19 protein-coding genes are annotated in these 21,418 nt (G+C 66.8%); 10 read left to right on the plus strand and 9 right to left on the minus strand.

Annotated features, from left to right (window positions below; translation table 11 throughout):
- Positions 1-6: 6 nt before the first annotated feature.
- The 6 genes from OG897_RS35535 to OG897_RS35560 all read right to left on the minus strand — a co-directional run bounded on the left by OG897_RS35535 (position 7) and on the right by OG897_RS35560 (position 5,023).
- Positions 7-459, minus strand: coding sequence for a hypothetical protein (locus OG897_RS35535; protein WP_266663552.1), 453 nt, complete (start codon positions 457-459; stop codon positions 7-9).
- Between the two features lie 119 nt (positions 460-578).
- On the minus strand, positions 579-1,490 hold the full coding sequence (locus tag OG897_RS35540; RefSeq protein WP_266663554.1) for a hypothetical protein: 912 nt from the start codon (positions 1,488-1,490) through the stop codon (positions 579-581).
- A gap of 89 nt (positions 1,491-1,579) precedes the next feature.
- Entirely contained in the window at positions 1,580-2,719 is a 1,140-nt protein-coding gene (locus OG897_RS35545) for a PD-(D/E)XK nuclease family protein (RefSeq protein ID WP_266663555.1), read from the minus strand.
- Between the two features lie 81 nt (positions 2,720-2,800).
- A complete protein-coding gene (locus tag OG897_RS35550) occupies positions 2,801-3,910 on the minus strand; it encodes an AAA family ATPase (protein WP_266663557.1) in 1,110 nt (369 codons plus the stop codon).
- A 45-nt stretch (positions 3,911-3,955) separates the two neighbouring features.
- Entirely contained in the window at positions 3,956-4,297 is a 342-nt protein-coding gene (locus OG897_RS35555; RefSeq protein ID WP_266663559.1) for a hypothetical protein, read from the minus strand.
- A 177-nt stretch (positions 4,298-4,474) separates the two neighbouring features.
- Positions 4,475-5,023 carry a hypothetical protein gene (locus tag OG897_RS35560; protein WP_266663561.1) on the minus strand — a complete coding sequence of 183 codons (549 nt, stop codon included), beginning with the start codon at positions 5,021-5,023 and terminating at the stop codon, positions 4,475-4,477.
- Positions 5,024-5,511: 488 nt separating this feature from the next.
- On the opposite strand from OG897_RS35560, the gene OG897_RS35565 reads away from it, so the two are divergent.
- Positions 5,512-6,180: a TetR/AcrR family transcriptional regulator gene (locus tag OG897_RS35565; protein ID WP_266663563.1), complete on the plus strand. Its 669-nt coding sequence runs from the start codon at positions 5,512-5,514 to the stop codon at positions 6,178-6,180.
- Positions 6,181-6,254: 74 nt separating this feature from the next.
- On the opposite strand, the gene OG897_RS35570 is transcribed toward OG897_RS35565, so the two are convergent.
- Positions 6,255-7,631, minus strand: coding sequence for a GNAT family N-acetyltransferase (locus OG897_RS35570; protein WP_266663565.1), 1,377 nt, complete (start codon positions 7,629-7,631; stop codon positions 6,255-6,257).
- A gap of 602 nt (positions 7,632-8,233) precedes the next feature.
- Here OG897_RS35570 and OG897_RS35575 point away from each other — a divergent pair.
- The 9 genes from OG897_RS35575 (at position 8,234) to OG897_RS35615 (ending at position 17,882) form a co-directional block, all read left to right on the plus strand.
- Complete coding sequence (locus OG897_RS35575) at positions 8,234-8,803, plus strand: flavin reductase family protein (RefSeq protein WP_266663567.1); 570 nt, start codon at positions 8,234-8,236, stop codon at positions 8,801-8,803.
- A gap of 45 nt (positions 8,804-8,848) precedes the next feature.
- Positions 8,849-10,345, plus strand: coding sequence for an FAD-binding oxidoreductase (locus OG897_RS35580; protein WP_266663569.1), 1,497 nt, complete (start codon positions 8,849-8,851; stop codon positions 10,343-10,345).
- A 56-nt stretch (positions 10,346-10,401) separates the two neighbouring features.
- Positions 10,402-11,607 (plus strand): acyl-CoA dehydrogenase family protein, encoded by a 1,206-nt coding sequence (locus OG897_RS35585; RefSeq protein WP_266663571.1) that lies wholly within the window; start codon positions 10,402-10,404, stop codon positions 11,605-11,607.
- 41 nt (positions 11,608-11,648) lie between these two features.
- Positions 11,649-12,200: a quercetin 2,3-dioxygenase gene (locus tag OG897_RS35590; RefSeq protein WP_266663573.1), complete on the plus strand. Its 552-nt coding sequence runs from the start codon at positions 11,649-11,651 to the stop codon at positions 12,198-12,200.
- A gap of 47 nt (positions 12,201-12,247) precedes the next feature.
- The gene (locus OG897_RS35595; protein ID WP_266663575.1) at positions 12,248-12,994 is read left to right on the plus strand and encodes an SDR family NAD(P)-dependent oxidoreductase; all 747 of its coding nucleotides are present in this window, start codon (positions 12,248-12,250) and stop codon (positions 12,992-12,994) included.
- 126 nt (positions 12,995-13,120) lie between these two features.
- Entirely contained in the window at positions 13,121-14,338 is a 1,218-nt protein-coding gene (locus OG897_RS35600) for an acyltransferase (RefSeq protein WP_266663576.1), read from the plus strand.
- A gap of 62 nt (positions 14,339-14,400) precedes the next feature.
- The gene (locus OG897_RS35605; RefSeq protein WP_266663577.1) at positions 14,401-15,783 is read left to right on the plus strand and encodes an amino acid permease; all 1,383 of its coding nucleotides are present in this window, start codon (positions 14,401-14,403) and stop codon (positions 15,781-15,783) included.
- 240 nt (positions 15,784-16,023) lie between these two features.
- Positions 16,024-16,626, plus strand: a complete 603-nt coding sequence (locus tag OG897_RS35610; RefSeq protein ID WP_266663578.1) for a TetR/AcrR family transcriptional regulator — start codon at positions 16,024-16,026, stop codon at positions 16,624-16,626.
- Positions 16,627-16,700: 74 nt separating this feature from the next.
- Positions 16,701-17,882: an MFS transporter gene (locus tag OG897_RS35615; RefSeq protein WP_266663579.1), complete on the plus strand. Its 1,182-nt coding sequence runs from the start codon at positions 16,701-16,703 to the stop codon at positions 17,880-17,882.
- 349 nt (positions 17,883-18,231) lie between these two features.
- Here the strand turns inward: OG897_RS35615 and OG897_RS35620 are convergent, their stop codons facing one another.
- Together OG897_RS35620 and fxlM are read right to left on the minus strand one after the other, a co-directional pair.
- Positions 18,232-19,335 carry a hypothetical protein gene (locus OG897_RS35620; protein WP_266663581.1) on the minus strand — a complete coding sequence of 368 codons (1,104 nt, stop codon included), beginning with the start codon at positions 19,333-19,335 and terminating at the stop codon, positions 18,232-18,234.
- A gap of 1 nt (position 19,336) precedes the next feature.
- Positions 19,337-21,412: a methyltransferase, FxLD system gene (gene fxlM, locus OG897_RS35625; RefSeq protein WP_266663583.1), complete on the minus strand. Its 2,076-nt coding sequence runs from the start codon at positions 21,410-21,412 to the stop codon at positions 19,337-19,339.
- Positions 21,413-21,418 lie beyond the last annotated feature (6 nt).

Raw genomic sequence — 21,418 nt, forward strand, 5'->3', positions numbered from 1 at the left:
ACCTATTTAGCGTTCCTGGAGATTGCTTCTGTGGTCGAAGACGACGGCCTCGAAGTCGTTCTCTGCGTGCCTCTTCCGGCCGATTTTGTCGCCACGGCGAAGGAGGGTGTTCCCGTCGGCCATGGCGGTGATGAGCCGTGCGTGCACCTCCAGGAGGAGGTTCGTCATCGGCTCCTCGACGGGCTGCAGGATCGGGGTGACCGCCGGAACCGCCCATGCGTGGGGGACGGTGGTGGAGGAGATCAGACCCCACTGCCCATCTGTCAGGCGCTGGGCCCTTATCTGGTGGCGGCCGTGATCGGCGAGCACGGTCACGCGGCCCGCGATGACGCGGACGGTGCAGCCCGTTCCGCTGGTCAGGGCGTCGAAGAGGCGCAGTTCAGTGAGGCTCGCGTGCTCCTTCGTGCGGGAGGTCTGAGCGGGGTTATGAGGGTGATCGGCTGGCTGGCTGGTGGTCATGCTGAGCTCCAAGAGGTGTGGTGGCAGGCCCCTCCCGCCTTGGTTAAATCCTACTATCTAGCCCTTAGGGGGCCAAGTGGGCCGGTTCGGCATGATCATATCTATGTGTTGCGGCCTATTTAGCCATCGTGTTCAATCCCCGATCCGCCGGTACCCGCCCTCTTCCGGGCGCCGCGCATTTCCTCCAGCAGCTCCCGCGCCCGCACCGACAGGTCGTCACCCCCCGGCCTTGCCCGCACCTCAGCGAGAACCCGCTCGTTCGCCTCCTGGGCGGCGTCCTTGAACCGCTCCCTCTCTGCCTGTTTCTCCGCCTCCCGCATCGCCCGGGGACTCGTCCCACACGCCCGGCACGACTTCCCCGCCCCCAGGGGGTGCACCACGCACCCAGCAGGCCCCACAACGCCCCCTGAAGCGGCAGCAGGACCCACCCCCGCCGCCCTGTCGGCACCCGCAGTCGATGACCCCCCAACTGCCTCCGCATCAGCCTCCCGGCCAGGCTCGCCCGAGCCTCCAGCAGCGACAGCCGTGGGGGTAGGGGGAGTCTTTCCCTTTGGATATTGGCTCTGGTTACTACCTATAAAGCCTGATCCGCCGACGGCTGGTTCACCGACGACTGGTTCACCGACGCCTGAAAACCCGTCTTCGGTTTCCGTGACCGTGTCGTCACGCTCCCACCGTCGCGCCATCTTCCGCGTGAGCCGTCCCGCCTCCAGCCGGTCGTACTCCTCGGCCGCCCACTCCTGGGCCGTGTCGTACACCTCCGTCACCCGGTGCCACGTCCCGTCCCCCAACTGCTCGGTCACCACCCGGTAGTACCCGAACTGCTTCAGCTCCTGGACCGCCTTGCGCACCGCGTCGCGGCCCTCCTTGCCCGCTTTCGCGATCGTGTCCGTGCGCACTGCCCACGTATCGGGCTTCGCGACCAGGAACGCGAGAATGCCCCGCGCCCGGAAGGACAACCTCGCATCCTCCAGGGTCGACGTCGGGAGCACGGTGAACCCAGTGCTGAGGTGGCGGCGCAGAATCGTCACAGGAAGGGCCTCCAAGGCCGTACAGGGCGTTCAGATGATCAAGAAGGGCAAGACCCCGCACGGTACGTGCGGGGCCCGCAGAAGGGCTGTCAGGGCTTCTTGGCGCGGGAGACCTTGATGGACCGGGCCGTCTTCTGCCCCGCCACCTTCCGCCGGGGCACGACGATCCCCGCCCGGCGCAGGATCGACACCATCGCCTCCTTGTCCGGAACCATCGGCACCACCAGGTCGGCATCCTCGAACTTCTCCACGAGGGCCTGGACGTCCGTTTCCTCCTTGTCGTTACCCCCGCCCCAGCCCAGATGGTTCGCCCCGTAGTTCCCCTCCGGCGAGTCATCCAGCATCGCCCGCGCCAGCTCCTTGACCCGCTTCGACTCCCGGAACTTCTCGTGGGCGCGCACATAGTCCGCCAATGCCTTCGCCCGGTCGGCGTCGTCGTGCACGAGGACCGTCTGCGCCGGAGCTCCCGGGGCCGACCCCTCCCAGCAGGCGTCACGGAAGGGGCAGTTGTCGCACACCGGCGACAGCCCCGGACCGTCATGGTCCCGGCGCAGCTCCTCCGGCGACTCGGCTTCCATCACCCTGTCCACCCACCAACGGGCCTGTACCGCCAGCCACTCGTCGAAGGGGAACTCCTGGATCTCCTCCTCGCCCGTGTCACGGCATACGAACCGGAAGCGGATCCGCTGCACGTCGACGGGGCCGAGCCGGTGCAGGTACCGCTGGCCGGGCACATCAGCGAACCCCACCGTCCGCAGCAGATCCGCGTACAGCAGGACCTGGCGCATCTCCGCCGCCGTCGGCCCGTACCGCACCACCCGGTCCCACACCCGTGACGACTTCGTCTTCACGTCCTCCACCGTCACCACCTCGGCGGCTTCCACTGGGCGGTGACGCTTCGGGAGGCGGGCGGCGGTCGCCGCATCGAGCTGCACCACGTCGATGTGCCCGCGGACCACCCCGTCGGTCACCGACCGCTCGACCAGCCATCCGTACTCGCGGCGTGCATCCTCCAGCAGCCCCTTGTGGATGTACGTCCCCAAGATGGCCGCCTTCTTGTCCCCGACATGGGTGCGCTCGGCACCGGCCACGATGTATCCGGCCCGACGCGAGCAGATCGTGTCGGACGCTCCCAGTTCGGCCTGGAGCGAGCGCGGCCGGCGGGCGTCAACGGCATGGGCGGCGTCCCAGATCGAAATCGGGGCTCTGGTGGTGGTCAGGGTGGTCACAGCGTTCTCCAAGAGGGCAGGCCGGGGCCCGGCCCGATGGCAGCGGGCCCCGGCGAGAAGCAGAAAGAGGGAGGGGGCCGGTCAGGCGGCGGCGAACTCGTCGTCGAACGGCGGCTCGGCGCCGTCGTCGAACTCAAGGCCCTTCGCGGCGGCACGTAGCCGGGCCGCCTCGTTGTCCTCGTCGGGCTCGCCCGTCGGGTCGGTCAGCACCTCGGGCTTCTTCAGCGCGGCGGCCTTCTTCTCGATGGCGGCCCGCACGACGATCACCTCGCCCCGGGTCAGCTCCTTCGCGGACTCGACCTCGAACCACAGCTTCTTGAGGCCGTCCACCCCCGACTTCGCCGCCTCGTCGACCTTCGGCAGCCACGCCTCCGCCAGATCCCCGGTCAGCTCCGGGGTCGCTTCCGGCGCCGCGTGGGAGGCGCAGCCCATCAGCCCGAACACCAGCCGCTCCACCGTGAAGTCCGGCACCTCCATCGGCTCCTCACGGGGCACCCGGAACTTCAGCGACCGGGCGGCCACGATCTGCGGGTCCTCGTTGCGCCGCAGCCGCACCCACGCCGTCGCGTCGAACGCCAACGACTTCTGGCCCTCGACCCGCCAGTCCTTCGTCTTCGGGATCGGGTCACCGTTCCCGTCGACGGCCGATATCTCCTTGCCGCGCGCCAGCATCACCACGATCCCCGGCATGGTGCGCACCAGATACATCACCCGGTTCCACCGCTCGGTGGCGTCGTTCCACAGATTCATCGACGGCTTGATCTCGGCGTCGGGGTCCTTGTTCAGCTTGTACTGGCCCGAGTTGGAGCGGCGGGCGCGTCCGTTGGTCCAGTTCACGAGCATCCGCCACAGCAGCGACACCGAGTCGATGACCAGGACCACCGGTGGTTCCCCGGCGGCAGCGGCCCGCTTCGCCTCGGCGTGCACGGCCTCGATCTGGCTGAGGATGTCGCGGTAGGTGCCGTTGTGGACGACCAGCAGGTAGTCCGCACCCGGTACGGCGGCGTACTCGTCGGCGGTGTCCTCGCCGAGCTCCAGCCAGTACGCCTGGCCGGTGTGCTTCGAGCCGGTGAACTCGGCGGCGACGAAGGACTTGCCCGCCTTCTCCTCGCCCTCGATCAACACCTTCGGCCACGGCACCGTGCCCGTGGGCTGCCGGGTCCGGAGCTTCGGAACAGTGGGGGTAGACATGCTTCTCTCCAAGAGGTCAAACAAACAGATATGTTGCGGCCTATTTCAGGCGGCGCGCAGGCCCCGGGTCTCGAACAGCGCAGACCACTCCGGATGCAGTTCCAGCAGCAAACGCACGTACCTGGACCGGTAGTCGTTGTTCAGTCGCCACGGGTCACCGGAAGTGGCCCGCCCGTACTGCCAGCGCAGCACCTCGAACAGCATCCCGATGCCCACGCGCTTCAACCCGCTCTTCACGCAGTCGGCGGTCAGCGCCTCCAGCTTCCCCAGAATCCATGGGTTGAGCTGGTGAAACGCCTCGAAGCGTTCCTGGATGCTCAGCCCCGCGCATTGCGAGTCCGGGTGTCGCAGGGGAGCGACGGACAGCTCAAGCTGTACGGGAACCATGGTCCCCCCTCTCATTTAACGTTGGGGCCTATTTTGCGATACGAGGAGAGGTGCTTCTTGCACCCCCTCTCTCCTGTTTGTAATTCTACTATCAATGGTGGTGGGGTCAACTGCACCACAATGCGGCCGAGACCCCGGAGGTGCGCCCCTCCAGGCCCTCGGCTGCGGCGAGAGGGGCTACTTCTTCGCCGCCAGTCCGCGCTTCATGAAGGCCGACCCCGGCCCGTCGTACGTCCCCGACCGCAACGCCTCCGCCACCTCTTCCTTCAGCTGCCACGCTCCGCGCCGTGAACCGGCCATCGTCTCCTCGGCCGCATCCAGCACGGTCGTCAACAGCCACACCCGCGACCCGGACAGGTGGTAATCGCACGCGGGAAGCCGCTTCAAGGCCATCGATACATGTGCCTGAGTCACCCCGAACAGAGTGGAGTACTCATGCGCCCCCACGAGCGGCGGCAGCTCCCCCTTCTTCATCGGCCGAACCCCTGCCCCCTGCTCCGCCTCCAGCGCCTCCAGCTTCCCCACGTCCAACTGCCGACCGTGCTTGCCGGGCGGCAGCGCCAGGGACACCACGAAGCCCCCCGGCCAGAACGGCTTCCCGGACACAATCGCGGCATCCTCGTACGCGATGATGCCGTGCGGCACCCAGTTGTCACTGACCCCCGTCGGCGCGATGTTGTAGATGGACGCAATCTCCTTGCGCCCCAGAAGCAATGGCTTCGCCATGACGACTCTCTTCCTGGGCAACCCCACTTTTCATAGTAGAATACTGGTGGCGGGTGCCGGTTCTGGGCGCGAGGCCCCCCCGTTACGCACTGTTAGGCTGAATGAGCACTTTCCAAGAGGTGTAACAAGGCCCCCGTCGCGCTCGAAGCCGATGCACGGGGGCCTTCGCCTTTTTCGTGCGCCGCAACCTCGGCGGTGACCCCGACGCGACGGGGCTACCTGTCGAGACCTCTGATGAGCGCGGAGAGGGCCCCATCGGGATGTGCCCCCTATCGCGGCAGACGCGACAGGGCCGGTCAATGTACGCCTGCGCCCTGCTGCTACGGGTAGGGCCGAATCGGGTGCAGCCATCCCTCTATAGTTGAACGGTGTTCAAAATGTATGCACGGCATAGTCACTGATCGTTGTAAGATGTCGAGATGGGCCGAGGGACGATGACAGAAGCAGCACAACCGCTAAGCCGTAGGGATCGTCTGAGGGCGGAAACCGTGCGCGACATCAAGGCGATCGCCCTCCGGCATCTCGCCACTGGCGGCGTCACCGCGATTTCCCTACGAGGCATCGCGCGCGAGATGGGTATGACGGCGGGCGCCCTCTACAACTATTTCGACACACGGGATGACCTCATTGGTGTGTTGATTGCCGACACGTACAACGAGCTTGCTGACTCGCAGGAGGCGGCCCGTGACAAGGTGCCGTCCTCGGACCCGGCAGGCCGCATCCTCGTGGTTGGCGAGACTTTTCGCAGGTGGGCAATCAACAACCCCGCCGGTTTCCGGCTCATCTATGGCGATCCGCTCCCCGGCTGCGACCGGCCCGAGAACAGTCGGATCGCTGAGGCAGAGCGACGCAGCTGTATGACGGTTCTCGGCCTGGTGGCCGGAGCCTGGGACAGCATCCCCGATGAGATGCACAGTGCGGAGGTGGGCTGGCCTGACTTCCACGCGTCGCTTGTTGCGCCGTCGCGTGCCGAATTTCCGCACCTGCCGCCCGGTGCGCTGTCTGTCGCGCTGAGGCTGTGGGGGCGGATGTATGGCTTGGTGGCCCTTGAGGTCTTCGGCCATTTGAAGCAGCAGACGCGTGATCCCGAAGGGCTCTACCGCAGTGAGATGCTTGATCTCATCCGGTCATTGGGGTTGAAGGCTCCCAAGGGCTGAGCGTTATTGAGTTCTTGGGGAGAACAGACTGACGCCTGTCCTCCCCAAGAACTTCGCACGCTCAAGACGAGAGATCAGCAGGGCCGGGCCTCTGGATGGGTGGCCGCGCGCGGTGACCAAGGCCGACGGGCCGTACGGAACATGGCGTCCGCAACTGCCAACGCCCCTGCCCGTTCCTCCTCGATGCTCGTGAGCGCGGCGAGGCGAGTGAATGAGTCGTCCCCCAGGTACAACGCCGCCAGGGCGTCGACACCCAAAACGATGTCCGCAGGGCGTGTGGTGGGAACGCAAGTCGCCCCCTGGGGGCCGCCATCGAGCAGCCACGTCCCCTCGCCGTAACCGTCGGCATCCTTGATCTTCAGGACCAGAGATCCGTCGACAGCGTAGGTGCGGGCCGATAGTGCTCGCGGAACATCGAGAATCCGCAGCCAGAGATAGTCACTCAGTGCGGTGACCCTGGCCGCGCGCGGATCGCCGAGCCACCGTGGCGCAAGGGTGTCGGGAGCCCTGCACGGCAGGTGGACGGTGCTGACCCAGTCCACTTTGACCACGTAACGGGTCAGGGCCCGCTCAGCCGCCGGATTGAGCGCGATCAAGTCCTTCACCAGCAGAGGACTATGAGGCTGCATCGCCTGCCATGCCTCCTCCGCCGTGAAGCAGACGAACCCGTCGACCTCACCCGTGGAGGCGCTGGTGTATACGGCGAAATAGGGCTCGACCCAGTGGGATCCCAGGCTGGTCCGCAGCCCCGTTGCCTGGTCCCACCAGGCATCGTCACGGCGCAGCGCCCCCGGCTGTGTCGTGCGGAATCTTTCGTATACATCGGAGGCCAACTTGCGGTACTCGGCCGCGGTGACCAGTTCGACCCCGACAGTGTCGTCCATCTGACGGCGGTCGACATGCGCACGGTGCACGTCGATTGTGAACCACGCCATGGAAGCCGCCGGGCCGAAACCGAACCGTCCGTAGATGGCGTACTCGGCCGCGTCGAGAATCGCGACGGCCTCCCCGCGACCACCAGCCTCACGCATATCCATATCCAGCATCCGCCGGAGCAATCCGCGGCGCCGATGCGTACCCGCCACCGTCACCTTCGACAAGGTGCAGGCTGGCAGTGTGGCACCACCCGGCACCGTGAGCTCCTGAGTCGTGCTGCGATACGTACCGACGCAACGGTCCGCTTCGAAGGCCCCGATGGCCCGCGCGCCGATCAAGGCTTCGCGTATGTGGTCAGCCGTGTCTTCGCCCGGCGTCCGCAGGTAACCGGTGCTCCAGGTGCGAGTCCACTCCGGAATGTCGTTGTCGGTGACGTGCCGGACGTCGATCGTGGTGGAGGAGGCAATGTCCCCCCGTCCGCCGTATGGCAGGCGCGCTTTGTGTGACAAGAGCGGTGATTCTGCCGCCATTGAGACCGGTCTGTCTGATGTGGTCTTGCTGATGAGTGTGGGCATGCCCGTACTCGCCCCCCGCGAGGTGTTCGGTGAATGTCATGTGAGACGTGTTCTGCACCGTCCCGCGCCAGGCTTGGGCCGACGCACGATTGCGTGAACGGCGCTAGAAAGCTGAACGCTGTGCTTGAAGATAACAGACCCCGGTGCGTTACCCATGGTGACAATGATCTCTTGACGCCTAGCTGGTCCGTACCTTTCGGTGCATGACTGGATGTTGTCACAGCCCGGCGGGGGTAATCGTAAAGACTTGATGAAATCAAGCGTCTGACCCGGCTGTTGGTTTGGATGTGAACAGCGATGGCCCTCTTCGCCATCGAATCGCACGGGCAAAGGCGTCTACCGGGTGCATCCCATAGCGACAACTTACGTTGCCGATGGCTTGTTGTTGGCGTTCCTCAAGCTCGCCGCCACCCGTCGCGCGGCCTCGCGGCATCCGTGGGCTGATCACATAAAGTGACAACTGAAGACCTGTTATGGTCAACACAGCGTTCAGCTTTCAAGCGCCGTTCATCAGGGTGTCGAGGCTCAAGCCGGCCCGGGACCGTGCAGAAGCACGCATCAGAAGACATTCACCCAATACCTCGCGGGGGGCGAGTACGGGCATGCCCACACTCACCAGCACCACCACGCCTGTCACACCGATCGCACCGCCGACACAGGATCCAGGCCAAGCACTGCGCGCCACCATGCGCCACTTCCCCACCGGAGTCGCTCTCCTGAGCGCCGGACGCGGGGAGCAGGCCATCGCCACCACCATCAACGGACTGATGTCCGTTTCCCTGGCGCCGCCGCAGATCCTCGTCAGTATCGGCACCACCTCACGCGTCCACGCGGTGCTTGAGGCTGACCGGTGCTACACCGTCAACCTCTTCTCCTCCGAACAGGCCGAGTTGGCTCGCTTGTTCGCCACCCCGGCCAAGCCCACCGGCCGGGCTCTGGCCCGGCATCTCCGGCCGACGCCGACCTCCGGGCGCGACGGCCTCGGGCCGGACGGCTCGTACGACGTGCTGCCCGGCGCTCTCGCCACCATCACCTGTGGCCTCGCCGCCACCTATCCCGGCGGCGACCACACTCTCTTCCTCGGCGATGTCGTCCACGCTGCCGTCCACACCTCCGCACCCTCGCCCCTGCTCTTCCACCAGGGCCAGCTCGTCAGCCACGTAGGTAACTGACACACCGCTACTGCCACATCACAACAACCCATACGAGGTGCGCTCATGTCTGCCGTCACCACCAACGTCACGGCCCCCTCACACCAAGGACTTCGGGCCGCGCTCGACGCCGCCGTCACCACCCTCAACGGCTCGCGCGTCGCGACCAACGGTCTGGACGTTCCCCTGCCCCTGCCCACCGCGCCCAACGTCAGCATGTTCCGGCCGCGGGACGTGTACGGAGTGATTCGACCAACATCGACCGCCGAAGTGCAGGACATCGTGCGGACGTTCGCTGACTGCGACACCAAGGCGGGGCTGCACGTAGTGAGCACCGGACGCAACTGGGGCCTCGGCTCCCGGGAGCCGGCCGCCGACGGTGCAGTCACCTTGGACCTGGCCGGTCTCGACCAGATACGCCGGATCGACCTCACCGCGGGCTGGGCAGTCGTCGAACCGGGCGTCACACAGGCGCAGTTGGCGAAACTGCTCGACGGCACCCCCCGCATGCTCAACGTGACCGCCTCGTCCCAGCACACCAGTGTGCTCGGAAACACGGTCGACCGTGGCGTGGGGCTCCGCCGCCAGCGCACCGAAGACCTCGTCGGTCTCGAAGTCGTTCTTCCCGACGGCGAGTTGGTGCGCGTCGGCTGGTGGCCGGAGGAGCACCGTACGACAGCGGTGAACCGGTACGGGCTGGGCCCTTCGGCACTGCATCTGTTCACCCAGTCGAACCTCGGTGTCGTCACAGCCGCCGTTGTGCGTCTGCTGCCTCGCCCCGAAGCCCAGTACGTACTGCGGCTCGCATTCGGTCAGGAGTACTTGGCCGCGGCCATCGATGAGATGCGCCGATGGGTCGCGCAGGGACTCGTGTCCGGTGTCCTGAAGGTGTACGACGTGGTCTCCACGCAGTCCTACGGCGGACGCCCCGGCGAGTATCTGGCGCACCTGTGCGTGGAGGGAACGCCCACGTCTGCCGCCGCGCTGCTCGGCGCTCTCACCCAGGAAGCGGACAGGAGCGGCCTGTTCACCCGCGTCACCCGCAGCGACCAGGAGGCTCCGTCAGCGGACGATGCCGTCGCCCGCGCCGTCGAGCACGCCTTTCGGGGTGACCCTTCCCACAACGAGCACATGCTCAAGTCCGCAGTCGGGCAGAGCGCCGACCGGGTGGATGCGGAGGGCGGCGGCTGGCTGTTCTTCCTGCCGCTGGTGCCCTTCACTGGCGACGCCATCGCGCGGACCCAGCAACTTCTCACCCGTATCCATGAGGAGACCGGGATACGCGCCGGGTCGACCATCAACGCGCTCGACGCCGATGTGATCGACCTGGTGGTCTCCGTCAAGTTCGAGCGGACCAGCGAGCAGACCGAGCGTGCCCACCGCGCCCTCGACCTCGCCTACGAGCTGTTCTCCGAAGCCGGGTTCGTTTCCTACCGCCTCGACTCGGAGCACCAGGAGTGGGTCGACGAGCTCACCCCCGACGCCACGAACAGGGCATTCGCCCGTCGGCTCAAGCAGCTGATCGACCCTGCGGGCGTCATCGCGCCCGGCCGGTACGCGTGACCGTACCCCCTGCTTCCTCTCCTCTCCCACGTACCACCCAGAAAAGGAACGGTCAGATGACCCTCGCCGACGCCCCGGTGGCGCCCACCGCTGAAGCCACCGTCCCGAACACCGCCGAAGAGGTCCTGGAGCGGGCCCGCCAGGCCGTGCCCCAACTGCGCGAGCACGCTGCCGAGATCGAGGAGCAGCGTCACCTGCCGCCGCACGTCGTTGAACTCCTTCGCGGCATCGGGGTGTTCCGGGCCGCGATGCCCACGGCATGGGGCGGTCCCGAGCTGAACTCCATGCAGCAGACCCAGTTGATCGAGACCATCGCGACCGGTGACCCCTCCGCGGCCTGGTGCTCGATGATCGGCATGGACTCCGGTATCTACTCGGGGTACCTGGAGGAATCTGTCGCACGCGAGATGTACCCGCGGCTCGACATGGCCAACTCGGGCTGGATCCACCCTCAGGGCCGGGCCGAGCGCGTCCCTGGTGGCTACCGGGTCAGCGGCAACTGGCGCTTCGGCAGCGGTCTGACGCACTGCGACTGGCTGGCCGCCGGATGCTACGTCTACCACGACGGAGAACACGAGCCCGACCCCGTCACCGGTGCCGACCGGCACTGGCGCGTGATGATCGCTCGCCCCGAGCAGTACGAGATCCACGACACCTGGTTCACCACCGGCCTCGCGGGCAGCGGCAGCCGGGACTATTCGGTGACCGATCTGTTCGTACCCGAGGAGCAGACCTTCTCCTTCAGCACGCCCCGGCGAACCGGCCCCCTGCACGACGCGCCGGACGCGATCCTGCGCAAGATGGCCGGTGTACCGCTCGGCATGGCGCGTGCGGCCCTGGACCACGTTCGGGACCTGGCCGCAGTAAGGACTGACCGGGAGACCGGTATCCCCTGGGCCTCGGACCCGCGGGTGCAGACCGTGCTCGCGCAGGCCGAGATGGAGCTGGCCGCCGCCCGCGCCGGTGTGTACACCAGCCTGGAGGCCCAGTGGACGGCGCTGGAGCGCGGCGACGAAATGACCACTGACGGCCGCGTGGCGACTGCTCTCGCCCGCTATCACGCCTTCCGGACCGGGCGACGCATCGTGCACACCCTCTACGACCTGGTCGGCGGGGCCTCGGTCTACCGCAAGAAGTCACCGCTGGATCGCTGGCTGCGCGATGCCAACACCATGAACCAGCACGCGGTGGCCCAAGACTCGATCCTCCGGCTCACCGGCGAGGTCCTTCTGGGCGGCGCTTCCAACAGCCCCTTCTTCTAAGCCCCTGCGAACCCCGCCCACCGCATCAGAGGAGCAGTGCCATGTCATTCCCCCACAACACGCCCACTCCCCACGATCCGTCCGACCCGCACCACGCGTCCCAGGCTGACGACCGTGCCGTCCCGCGCGAGGTCCTCCACGTGCCCGCAGGCGGCGGGGAAAGCGTCTGGCTGAACGGCGACGCCTATTCCGTGCTCCTCGACAAGGAGCAGTCCAACGGACAGCTCGCCCTGCTCGAAGCCTCCGTGCCGCCCGGCGGTGGTCCGCCACTGCACAACCACACCCATGAGGACGAGGCGTTCTACCTGCTCGACGGGCAGCTGGAGATCTTTGCCAACGACCGCACCTACGAGGTGAAAGCCGGTGACTTCGTCTTCATTCCGCGCGGCACCTACCACCGGTTCCGCAACAGCGGTGTGCACACCGCGCGGCAGCTGGTGATCTTCGCACCCGGCGGATTTGAACGGTTCTTCCTGGAAGCCGGGAAGCCGGCCGTCGCGGGCACCCCCATCCCGCACTTCGACCCGAGCGACAACCCCAAGGCAGTCGAAGTCGGTGCGCGCTACGGCTCGTTCCAGGCGTCCGTCGCATGAGCGCGCCCCATCCATCTTCTCTCGACACTCTGGACAGGAACTGACGCATGTCTGATCTGCGGGGCAAGACAGCCCTCGTCACCGGTGGCAGCCGTGGTATCGGCGCCGCCATAGCCCGCCGACTCGCCGAGAACGGCGCCGACGTCGCGGTCACCTACGTACACAACCGTGATCTGGCGCAGGGCGTGGTCAAGGACATCGAATCCTTCGGGCGCATGGGCTACGCCGTCCAGGCCGATGCCGCCGACAGCGCCGCAGTGTCCGGCGCGGTGGACACGACGGTCGGGGCCCTCGGCCGGATCGACATCCTGGTGAACAACGCAGGTTTCATGGCGGTCAACCCCGGCCCGTTCGAGGAGCAGCCCCTCGAACTCGTCGAACGAACGCTGGATGTGAACATCCGGGCTACCGTCGTCGCGTCACAGGCCGCCGCCCGCCACATGAGCCCCGGCGGCAGGATCATCACCATCGGCAGCTGCCTCGCCGATCGCGTGCCCGGCCCGGGAATGACCCTTTACAGCCTGAGCAAGGCCGCGATGACCGGCTTCACCAAGGGGCTGGCCCGCGACCTCGGGGCCCGCGGCATCACGGTGAATCAGATCAACCCCGGCCCGATCGACACCGACATGAACCCGGCCGACGGCCCGGCCGCCGAGTTCCAGAAGGGGCTGACGGCGGTCGGCCGGTACGGAAGCCCGCAGGACATAGCGTCGATGGCCGCCTACCTGGCGGGCCCCGAAGCAGGCTTCATCACCGGGGCCGCGTTCGCCGTGGACGGCGGAACAAACATCTGACGCCACGTCTCGACCGACGGCCGAAACGCATACTCGCGCAGCCGTGCCCGGACGTCCGCACGTCCGGGCACGGCTCCGGCCGCCACGCTCCCCCCATCCACCACCACGTCCCCGAAGGCTTGCCCCATGCCCGTGTCCACTTCCGCTCCCAGTCCGGACAGACCCTCGTCCTTCACCAGACTGCCCTCACTGACGGGGATGCGCTTCGTCGCCGCCGTGCTCGTCTTCTTCTTCCACTCCTCGCTGATGGGACCGGAACCCATCAACCCGTTCAGCGGTGACGCGGCGGAGACGTACGCACAGGTCGTCAGCAAGGCCGGCTGGGTGGGGGTTTCCTTCTTCTTCATCCTGAGCGGCTTCGTCCTCACCTACTCGGCCCGTCCCCACGACACGCCCCGACGGTTCATACGCCGCCGTGTCGCCAAGCTCTTTCCGAACCACGCGGTGACCTTTGCGGCAGCCATGATCCTGTTCGCTGCCGCCACGACCACCTGGCGCCAGTGGCTGCCCAACCTGTTCATGGTGCACCCGTGGGTCCCCCGGGCCGACACCTACATCAGCGTCAACCCGCCCAGCTGGTCGCTCGGTTGCGAGCTGTTCTTCTACCTCTGCTTCCCGTTGCTGTACCGCTGGATCAAAAAGATCTCCCCGGCCCGCCTGTGGGTCTGGGCCGCCGGTGTGGTCGCGGCCGTGATCGTCGTACCCGCGCTCGGGTACGGTCTGCTGCCCGGCGGCACGATGCCTACCGGCTTCCCCGTGTCCGAGGTGCAGTACTGGGCCGTCTACATGCTGCCGCCGGTACGGACACTGGAATTCGTCCTCGGCATCCTGCTGGCCCGCATGGTGCTCAGCGGCCGCTGGATACGGATCCCCCTGGTACCGGTCGTGCTGCTCCTGGTGACCGGGTACGTGCTCTCCTTCCAGGTGCCGTGGCTCTATGGCCTCAACGCCACCGTGGTGATCCCGCTGGCCCTGCTCATCCCGACCATGGCCGTACGGGATCTGCGCGGTGACAGCTCGCTCTTCCGCGGGCGCGTGATGCTGTGGCTGGGGGAGGTGTCGTTCGCGTTCTACATGGTGCACGGCGTGGTGCTCACTGAAGTCCGCAAGCTGATCGGTTTCGACACGTCCTTCAGCTCGGCGGCAGGAGCCGCCGTCATCCTGCTGTACCTGGCTGTCAGCCTGGGCTTCGCCTGGCTGCTGCACACCGGGGTGGAAAACCCGGCAATGAAACGCTGGAGCAAGCCACGTCACCCGGAGACGACCCCATCCGTCGAAGCGGCAGCGGCGACGAGTCGGCCCAGCAGCTCCGAGGACATCCAGCCGCAGCCAGTAGGGCGTTGACGTTCATTTTGCCGTCGATCACCGACCGTCCGGCCTCACTCGCGGAGACACAGAAAATGCTCATGACGCCCGCACCGGCGCATAGCGGTTCAACGGTGTTGCGTACCCGGCACCTGACCATGTTGGGGTTGGGCGGAGCGATCGGCTCCGGTCTGTTTGTTGGCTCCGGCATGGGAATTGCTCATGCCGGACCGGCCATCGTCCTGTCCTACCTCCTCGCGGGCGGCGTCACGATCCTGGTCATGCGCATGCTCGGCGAACTAGCGGCGGTCACACCCGACCAGGGGTCGTTCTCCACCTACGCCCAGAAGGCTTTCGGACCGTGGGCCGGCTTCACGGTGGGGTGGCTGCACTGGTGGACCCTCTGTGTGGCCATCGCTGCCGAGGCGACTGCGGCGGCGGCTACCCTGCACGCCTGGATCCCCTCGATTCCCCAGTGGGCAATGGCCCTCATGGTGATGTCCTTGTTCACCGGACTGAATCTCGCCGCGGTGGGGCTGTTCGGAGAATTCGAGTTCTGGTTCGCGGGCATCAAGGTCGCGGCGATCTTGGCCTTTCTCGTTCTCGGAGCCCTCGCGGTGAGCGGAGCATTGCCGCACACCGACGTTCCCGGGCTCACCAACTTGACCGGGCACGGCGGATTCCTGCCGCATGGTTGGTGGGCAGTAGTCACAGGCTTCATTTTGGTCCTGTCATCGTTCGGCGGCATGGAAGTCGTCACGATCGCCGCCGCCGAGACCAGCGACCCGCCGTCTGCCGTAGCCCGCGCCGTTCGTGCGACGGTGTGGCGCGTTCTGGTGTTCTTCGTCGGCAGCATCACCGTCGTGATCACGCTCCTGCCGTGGGACGCGGCATCCGTCGTCCGCAGCCCTTTTGTCGCGGTGTTGGATCGCCTGGGTGTGCCCGCCGCAGCTGGCCTGATGGACGTCGTAGTCCTTGTCGCGCTGTTCTCCGCTCTCAATGCGAATGTGTACGCGGCTTCCCGCATGGCCCAGTCCCTCGGCGTGCGTCAACAGGGTCCCGCCTGGCTGGCCTCCCGTTCCACCCAAGGTGTTCCAAGGGCCGCGGTGCTGAGCTCTACCGGGCTCGGGTTCCTGGCGGTCCTGCTCATCTACTGGTGGCCACAGACCGTCTTTCCCTTCCTGCTAAAGACAATCGGCGCGACGATGCTGATCGTGTGGCTGGCCATCGCGGGCTCACAACTCGTCCTGCGCGGCAAGCTGGAGGCCGTCACACCGCGGGTCAATCTGCGAGTGGCCATGTGGTGGCATCCGTACCTGTCGTGGCTTGCCGTGGCAGCCCTGGCCGGTGCCCTGCTCCTCATGGCCGTCACCCCGGAGACCCGTCCGCAACTCATTGCGACCTCAGCGGTTACCGGGGTACTCCTGCTGATCGCCGCCCTGCGGGCAGGGCGCGTGGGCGCTCCCAGCATCCCAGCTCGCTGAGTTCATCACCGTGGTCCTCCTTCGGGGCGGCCTCTCCTTCCACGCCGACTGCCAAGGGGACACGGCCTCATGTCCGATACGCGAGGGGCGGTGCCTGGGCGGGCTTCGGTGGGAACGCCGCCCCCATGAAGGAGAGTTGGTCCGGGCCCGTGGGAACTCTGCAGCTTGCTCTGGGCGATTGATGGGAGTTGCTACTCATGGTTGTGGATTGTGGAATCCAGAATCTGATAGTGTTCTCATATGGCCAGACCACGCGCCTTTGACGAGAATGCGGTCCTTGAGGCGGCTGCCGCGCAGTTCCGCGTCCACGGCTATGCCGACACGTCGACCGAGCAGCTGTGTGAAGCCGCCGGTCTGCGGCGCAGCAGCCTGTACAACGCCTTTACGTCCAAAGATGAGCTGTTCGTGCAGGCCCTGGAACACTACGCGGCCACCATGTGCGGACGTCAGGCGTCGATCCTTACGGACACTTCCCTTACGGGTGCCGAACGGATCCAGAAGCTGATCGGTGCCATCGTCGATGAGGAGCGAGTGGCTCGCAGCGAAGGGCGCGCCGCCGGCTGTATGGGTGTGCACGCGCTGATGAATCCCGACTTGAGGGCGCGCGACGAACGTATCGCGCGCATTCTCGACCGAGACCTGCGGAAGCGTCTCGACCTGCTCGAAGGTGCCATCCGGGCAGGTCGCATCGACGGGAGTGTCCCCGAAGGCCCTGATGCCGGTGAAGGTGCACTCCTGATCAACACCCTCATCGCGGGCCTCCGTGTGACGGCGCAGAGCGGAATCACTCCTGAGACGCTGCATCGGATCGCGCTCGACGGACTCCGTTCTCTGCTGGCGTGAGCGACTGTGTGCGGCACTTGCGTGGTTCCGCTTGCCCAAATTTTGGATTCTGAAATACAGAAAGAGCTTCTCCCGTGAACAAACGACCTCTCTACTGGCTCATGCTTACGCTGCTCCTCGTCGCGATGAGCGAGCTGCAGACGATGGGCATGCTGCCCGACATGGCCCGTAGCCTCGGTGCTTCGACCGCCGCGATCGGTGCCTTCATCTCGATCTACTCCTTCGGCATGGCCCTCGGCGGCCCGCTCATCGCGTGGGTTCTGCGTAAGGTTCCGCCCAAGGCCGCGCTCCTGGGCGTCGTCACCACCTACGCGGTACTCGAAGCGGCCGTCCCTCTGATTCACAACTACTGGTGGATCGCAGCCCTGCGACTGCTCACCGGAACTCTCGGCGGCGCCGTGTTCGGCCTCACCCTGACCATGGCCGCCAGGCTCGCCCCCACCCCCGACCGCATTGCGTCCTCGATCTCCATCGTGCTCAACGGACTCATGCTCGGCGCCGTCCTCGGCCTGCCCATCAGCCACGCCATCGCCACCGCATGGAACTGGCAGACGAGCTTCGTCATCCTCGGCGCCGCCGGCCTGCTCATCGTCCTGCTTGACCTTCGCACCCTTCCCGTCCTGCCTGCGGCCTCCGCACAGACCACCGCCGACGAACTCCAGCAACTCCGCTCACCCCGCCTGTGGAGCCGCTTCCTCGTCAGCCTGCTCACCATCGGCGCGACCTACGGCGCCTTCTCCTACTTCACCCCGCTGCTGGAACAAGACGCAGGTTTCTCCTCCAACGCGACCACTGCGATCCTCTTCGGCTACGGCCTGTGCACCGTCATCGGCAACAACCTGGTAGGCCGCTATGCAGACCGCCACGCGGTCACCCTGCTGCGCATCGGCCATCTCGTCCTGGCCGCTTCGCTGGTGCTTCTCGCGGCCTTCGCCCACCTGCCGTGGGCCGCTCTGCCCGGTGTGCTCCTGGTCGGCCTCGTCGGCGTCACGATGAACCCCGCACTCGTCTTCCGGGTCGTCGAAGTATCCGGAGCCGGAAACCTGGTCAACACCGTGCACACGTCCGTCATCACCCTGGGCGTCGTAGCCGGCAGCGCCATCGGCGGAGCTGCCATCAGCGGGACGGGCGACAGCAGCTCAGCCCCCGCCATGTGGACCGGTGCCATCTTCGCCATCCTTGCAACCGGCGTCCTGGGCGTGCAGACCCTCGGATCCAAACGACGCCACGCGAGCCTGCAACCTGCACAGAGCTGACTCGGCCACTCCGCTTCACCTGTGGTGACCCCTGCCGCAAGAGCTTCCCGCGGTAACCGAACAGCGCAATGACTACCGAACCGCGGGAGATACATCGCTCGCTCGACTCCGCCGCGCCGTGCCGCGTGATCCGTTAACTCGGACGCGCGCCGGCGCGGTGGCGCAGGGTCTGGTTGGTACCCGAGAAGTGTTAACCAAAGGTGCATCGCGGCGGCCTATGAGAGCAGAAGCTGCTGTTCCGGAGCGATGACATGCTGCCGGTGGTTCGGAACGGCTGATGCATCCGTAAAGGTGCTGGACCGAACACCGCTGCCTGACGGCACTCCGGGGGCAGTTCTACCCTTGACGTTCAACCGCCCACCAGGCGCCGCAGTGCGAGGTGGTGTTGGATCGCCGTCGCAGCTGTGCACACCGCCGCGTCAAGAAGGTCTGCCAGCGCGGTTGGCAGGTGTCCTAGGTCGAGACCTGCCGAGACCACAACAGAGGTCAGCCCCCTGCGCTCCCGGTCAGTCACGACCGGGGAGTACGACTTGGTAGCCAGAACGTCTCGGGCGACGTAGCCGTCCTGCGCGGTTGTCGCATCGTTGACGAGGCGAGCAACGACATGCGCGCCCGCGTTCGGTGCGAGCGCGAGGACGGTCAGCCCGACGCGGGCCCGGAAAACGGCGAGTTCGGGCTCTCCATCCAGGGCTAGGTACTGCTCCACCATCGCCGCTTCGGCGGCCGCGGTAGGCTCTTCAGCCAGAGCGAGGCACAGCGTGGTCAGGCAGGCATTCACTGGACCCTCCCACTCCTCGCCCAGGTGGGTTTGGCGCAGAACGCGAAGTGCCCGATCGGGATACCCACCAAGGCAGGCGCTGACAACGACGACCTGACGCCCGTCGAGCAGCCTCTTGCCGATCCCTCTGCACTCGGTGGCATGGGCTCGGGCTTCGCTCCACAGCCGATCCTTGACCAGGGCCCGTGTCCCGTCGCCCAGCAGGACGGTCCACAGCCATTCGCAGACCTGCCGGTGCTCGTCCGCCGTGGCGGTCAGGGCCTCGAAGGACACAGAGCGGGACGCGATGGTCGCGATTTGCCGGTTCCGTACGGCCTCGTACAACCCGGTCAGCAGCTGGTATCCCTTCAGGCCCTGCCCGTCCCGGATGAGGAGGCGGGCGAGGTTGACGAGGGGTTCGAGGGCGTACCGCGCTGTCTGTCCGGTGAGCGGTGGGGCGTTGAGGTAGAGGTCGGCGTGGGTCCAGCACAGGTCACGGGCGAGGCCGGGCAGCCCGCAGTCGCTGGCGATGAGAGCTGCCCGGTTCAGTGCCGCGGCACCGGAGCTGAGGCCGCCGTCGTGGCGGGCGGCCTCAGCCAGTGTGCTGACTTCCCGGATGCGTGCCGCGAGCGTGGCACACACCGGGCGTGGACGTGCGACCAGCGGGAAACGCTGGGCTATCCCGTCAGCGTCCATGTCACTGCCACTCGATCACGAGCCGGTTGAGGCCGTTGTCGAGGGCGAACCGGCCCGGCCGAGCGGCGGGCAGTTCGGTGGTGAGGGCCTGGATTTCGAAGACGACCTCGCGCCCGCGGAACTCACGGTCCCACCACCTGACCTCCTCCACCACACGCTCCGTGAGATCGGTGGCTCCGGGGCCGTGGCCGATGACACCGAACTCGTGGAGTGTGGCCCCGTCGGAGGCTGTCGCCGTTGCCTTGCGGCGGGTGAGGTAGGTCAGGGTGCCGCCTTCGAAGACGGCCGTCGAGCTCGGGTAGGGGTTGCTGAGGAGACTGTCCCGGAGGGCCGCAGGCTGGGCGGGCATCCGGCTGAGTCCGTTCGGCATGGTGCAGGTCAGCCAGAGCTCCAGCCACTCGGCGGACTCCGGACCCCGGAAGTTCACCCCCGTCCACGTCTCTGTGCGGGGCTGGTGCAGGACGTCGGCGAGCGCCTCGGCGTCGGCCTTCTGATCGCCGTTGGTGACCAGCTGCACCGAGCCGTCTGCCACCAGCGGCACGAACACCCGCGGATCGTCGGCGATGCCCCGTCGCAGCGGCATGAAGGTGTTCATCGCGCTGCCGACGCTGCGCCACGCACCCTGCTGCCGTTCGAAGGCGATGGAGCGGGAGACGCTTCCGCGCAGCCGGATCGGGGTGAGCAGCCTTCCGCCGGGGGCGAGTTGGTCGAGCCAGGCCCCGGGGATGGCGTGCGCACCGACGGTCGCTTCGATGCGGTCATACGGTGCGTTCTTGAGGTGGCCGACAGCTCCGTCGCCGAGGATGACGGTCACGTTCGTGATGCCGGCGGCGGCGAGTCCGGCGCGGGCACCGGCCACGATGTCCTCGTCGACGTCGATGGTCGTGACACGTCCCTTCTCGCCGACCAGGTGGCCGAGGAGCGCGGCGTTGAAGCCGGTGCCCGCACCCAACTCCAGTACGTTCTGGCCGGGTTGGACGTCGAGCTGTTCGAGCATCATGCCGACGATGTCGGGCTGGGACGCACAGCTGATCGGGGCGCCGGTCTCATCGAGTTTGGTGTTCACCGGGGCGTTGGAGTACGCCGCTTCCAGCGGGGCGTCCGGTACGAAGAGGTGGCGCGGAACGGTCCGCATGGCCTGTTCGATCTGAGGGCTGTGCACGTTCCCCTCCGTCACCAGCTCGTCGACCAACTTGGTGCGCAGCCGGTCGGCGGCCGTCTCATCCACGGTGGTGCCGTTCACGTCGCCGACCGTAGTGTTCTCGGCCCCCGACTTCGGGGTGGACGCGGTGTGCTCACTCATTCCCATGACTGCTTCTTTCGCGAGAGTGGACAGGGTGTTCTGGTCCTCACGTACGAGGCCCAGGCGGTTCCAGTGGAAGATCACGTGATGGGCCAGGACAGCCCGTATCCCTCGCCCCAGCTCACCTTGCTGGTTGAGGTGGGCGAGGCCCTGGCCGAGCCGCTCGCAAGCGGCTATCCACTCGGCCAGGTAGGCGAGTCGGCCGCCCGCCACCAATCCGGTCGCCGGGCCGCAGTCGACCGTCATCAGCCGATGTGCAGCCGTCCGCGTGCTCTCCGGCAGCGAGCCCGGGGCGGGGAGACGTTCGGCGGCGACCTTCGCCCACACGTCGCCCTGCTCGTACCAGTCAAGCCCGGCCGCGCGCATGGCCACGCTGGGCAGCAGGAGCGCGAGCTCACGGCGCCCGAGGCGTCCGGCCTTCGCACGTGTCCGGTCCTGAAGGACGAGGAGACTGTCGTCGTGGAAGAAGGCGTGCCCGATCTCCGTTCCGGCCGGGCCGCCGAAGGCGTGTGTTTCCGGCTCGTAGATGCCCGTGGTCCAGGTACGCAGGTCTCCCGCGCCGGCCAGGCGGTGAAGTGTGACGTCCAGACCGTGCACGGTTTCGCTGTCGGTGGGCTGGAAGCGCAGCCGCCACGTGGGGTGTTTGCGGACGAAGGACCACTGGGTGAGACCCAAGTCCGTGAAGGCGGGCAGCAGGTGAGCCGCAGCGATGTCCTCGGCGTTCTCCCAGTGAGTGAACTCGATGACGCGCTGTGGCCAGGCGGTGGTGGTCACGGGGCC

Origin of the sequence: Streptomyces sp. NBC_00237 (assembly GCF_026342435.1) — a bacterium.
GTDB lineage: Bacteria > Actinomycetota > Actinomycetes > Streptomycetales > Streptomycetaceae > Streptomyces.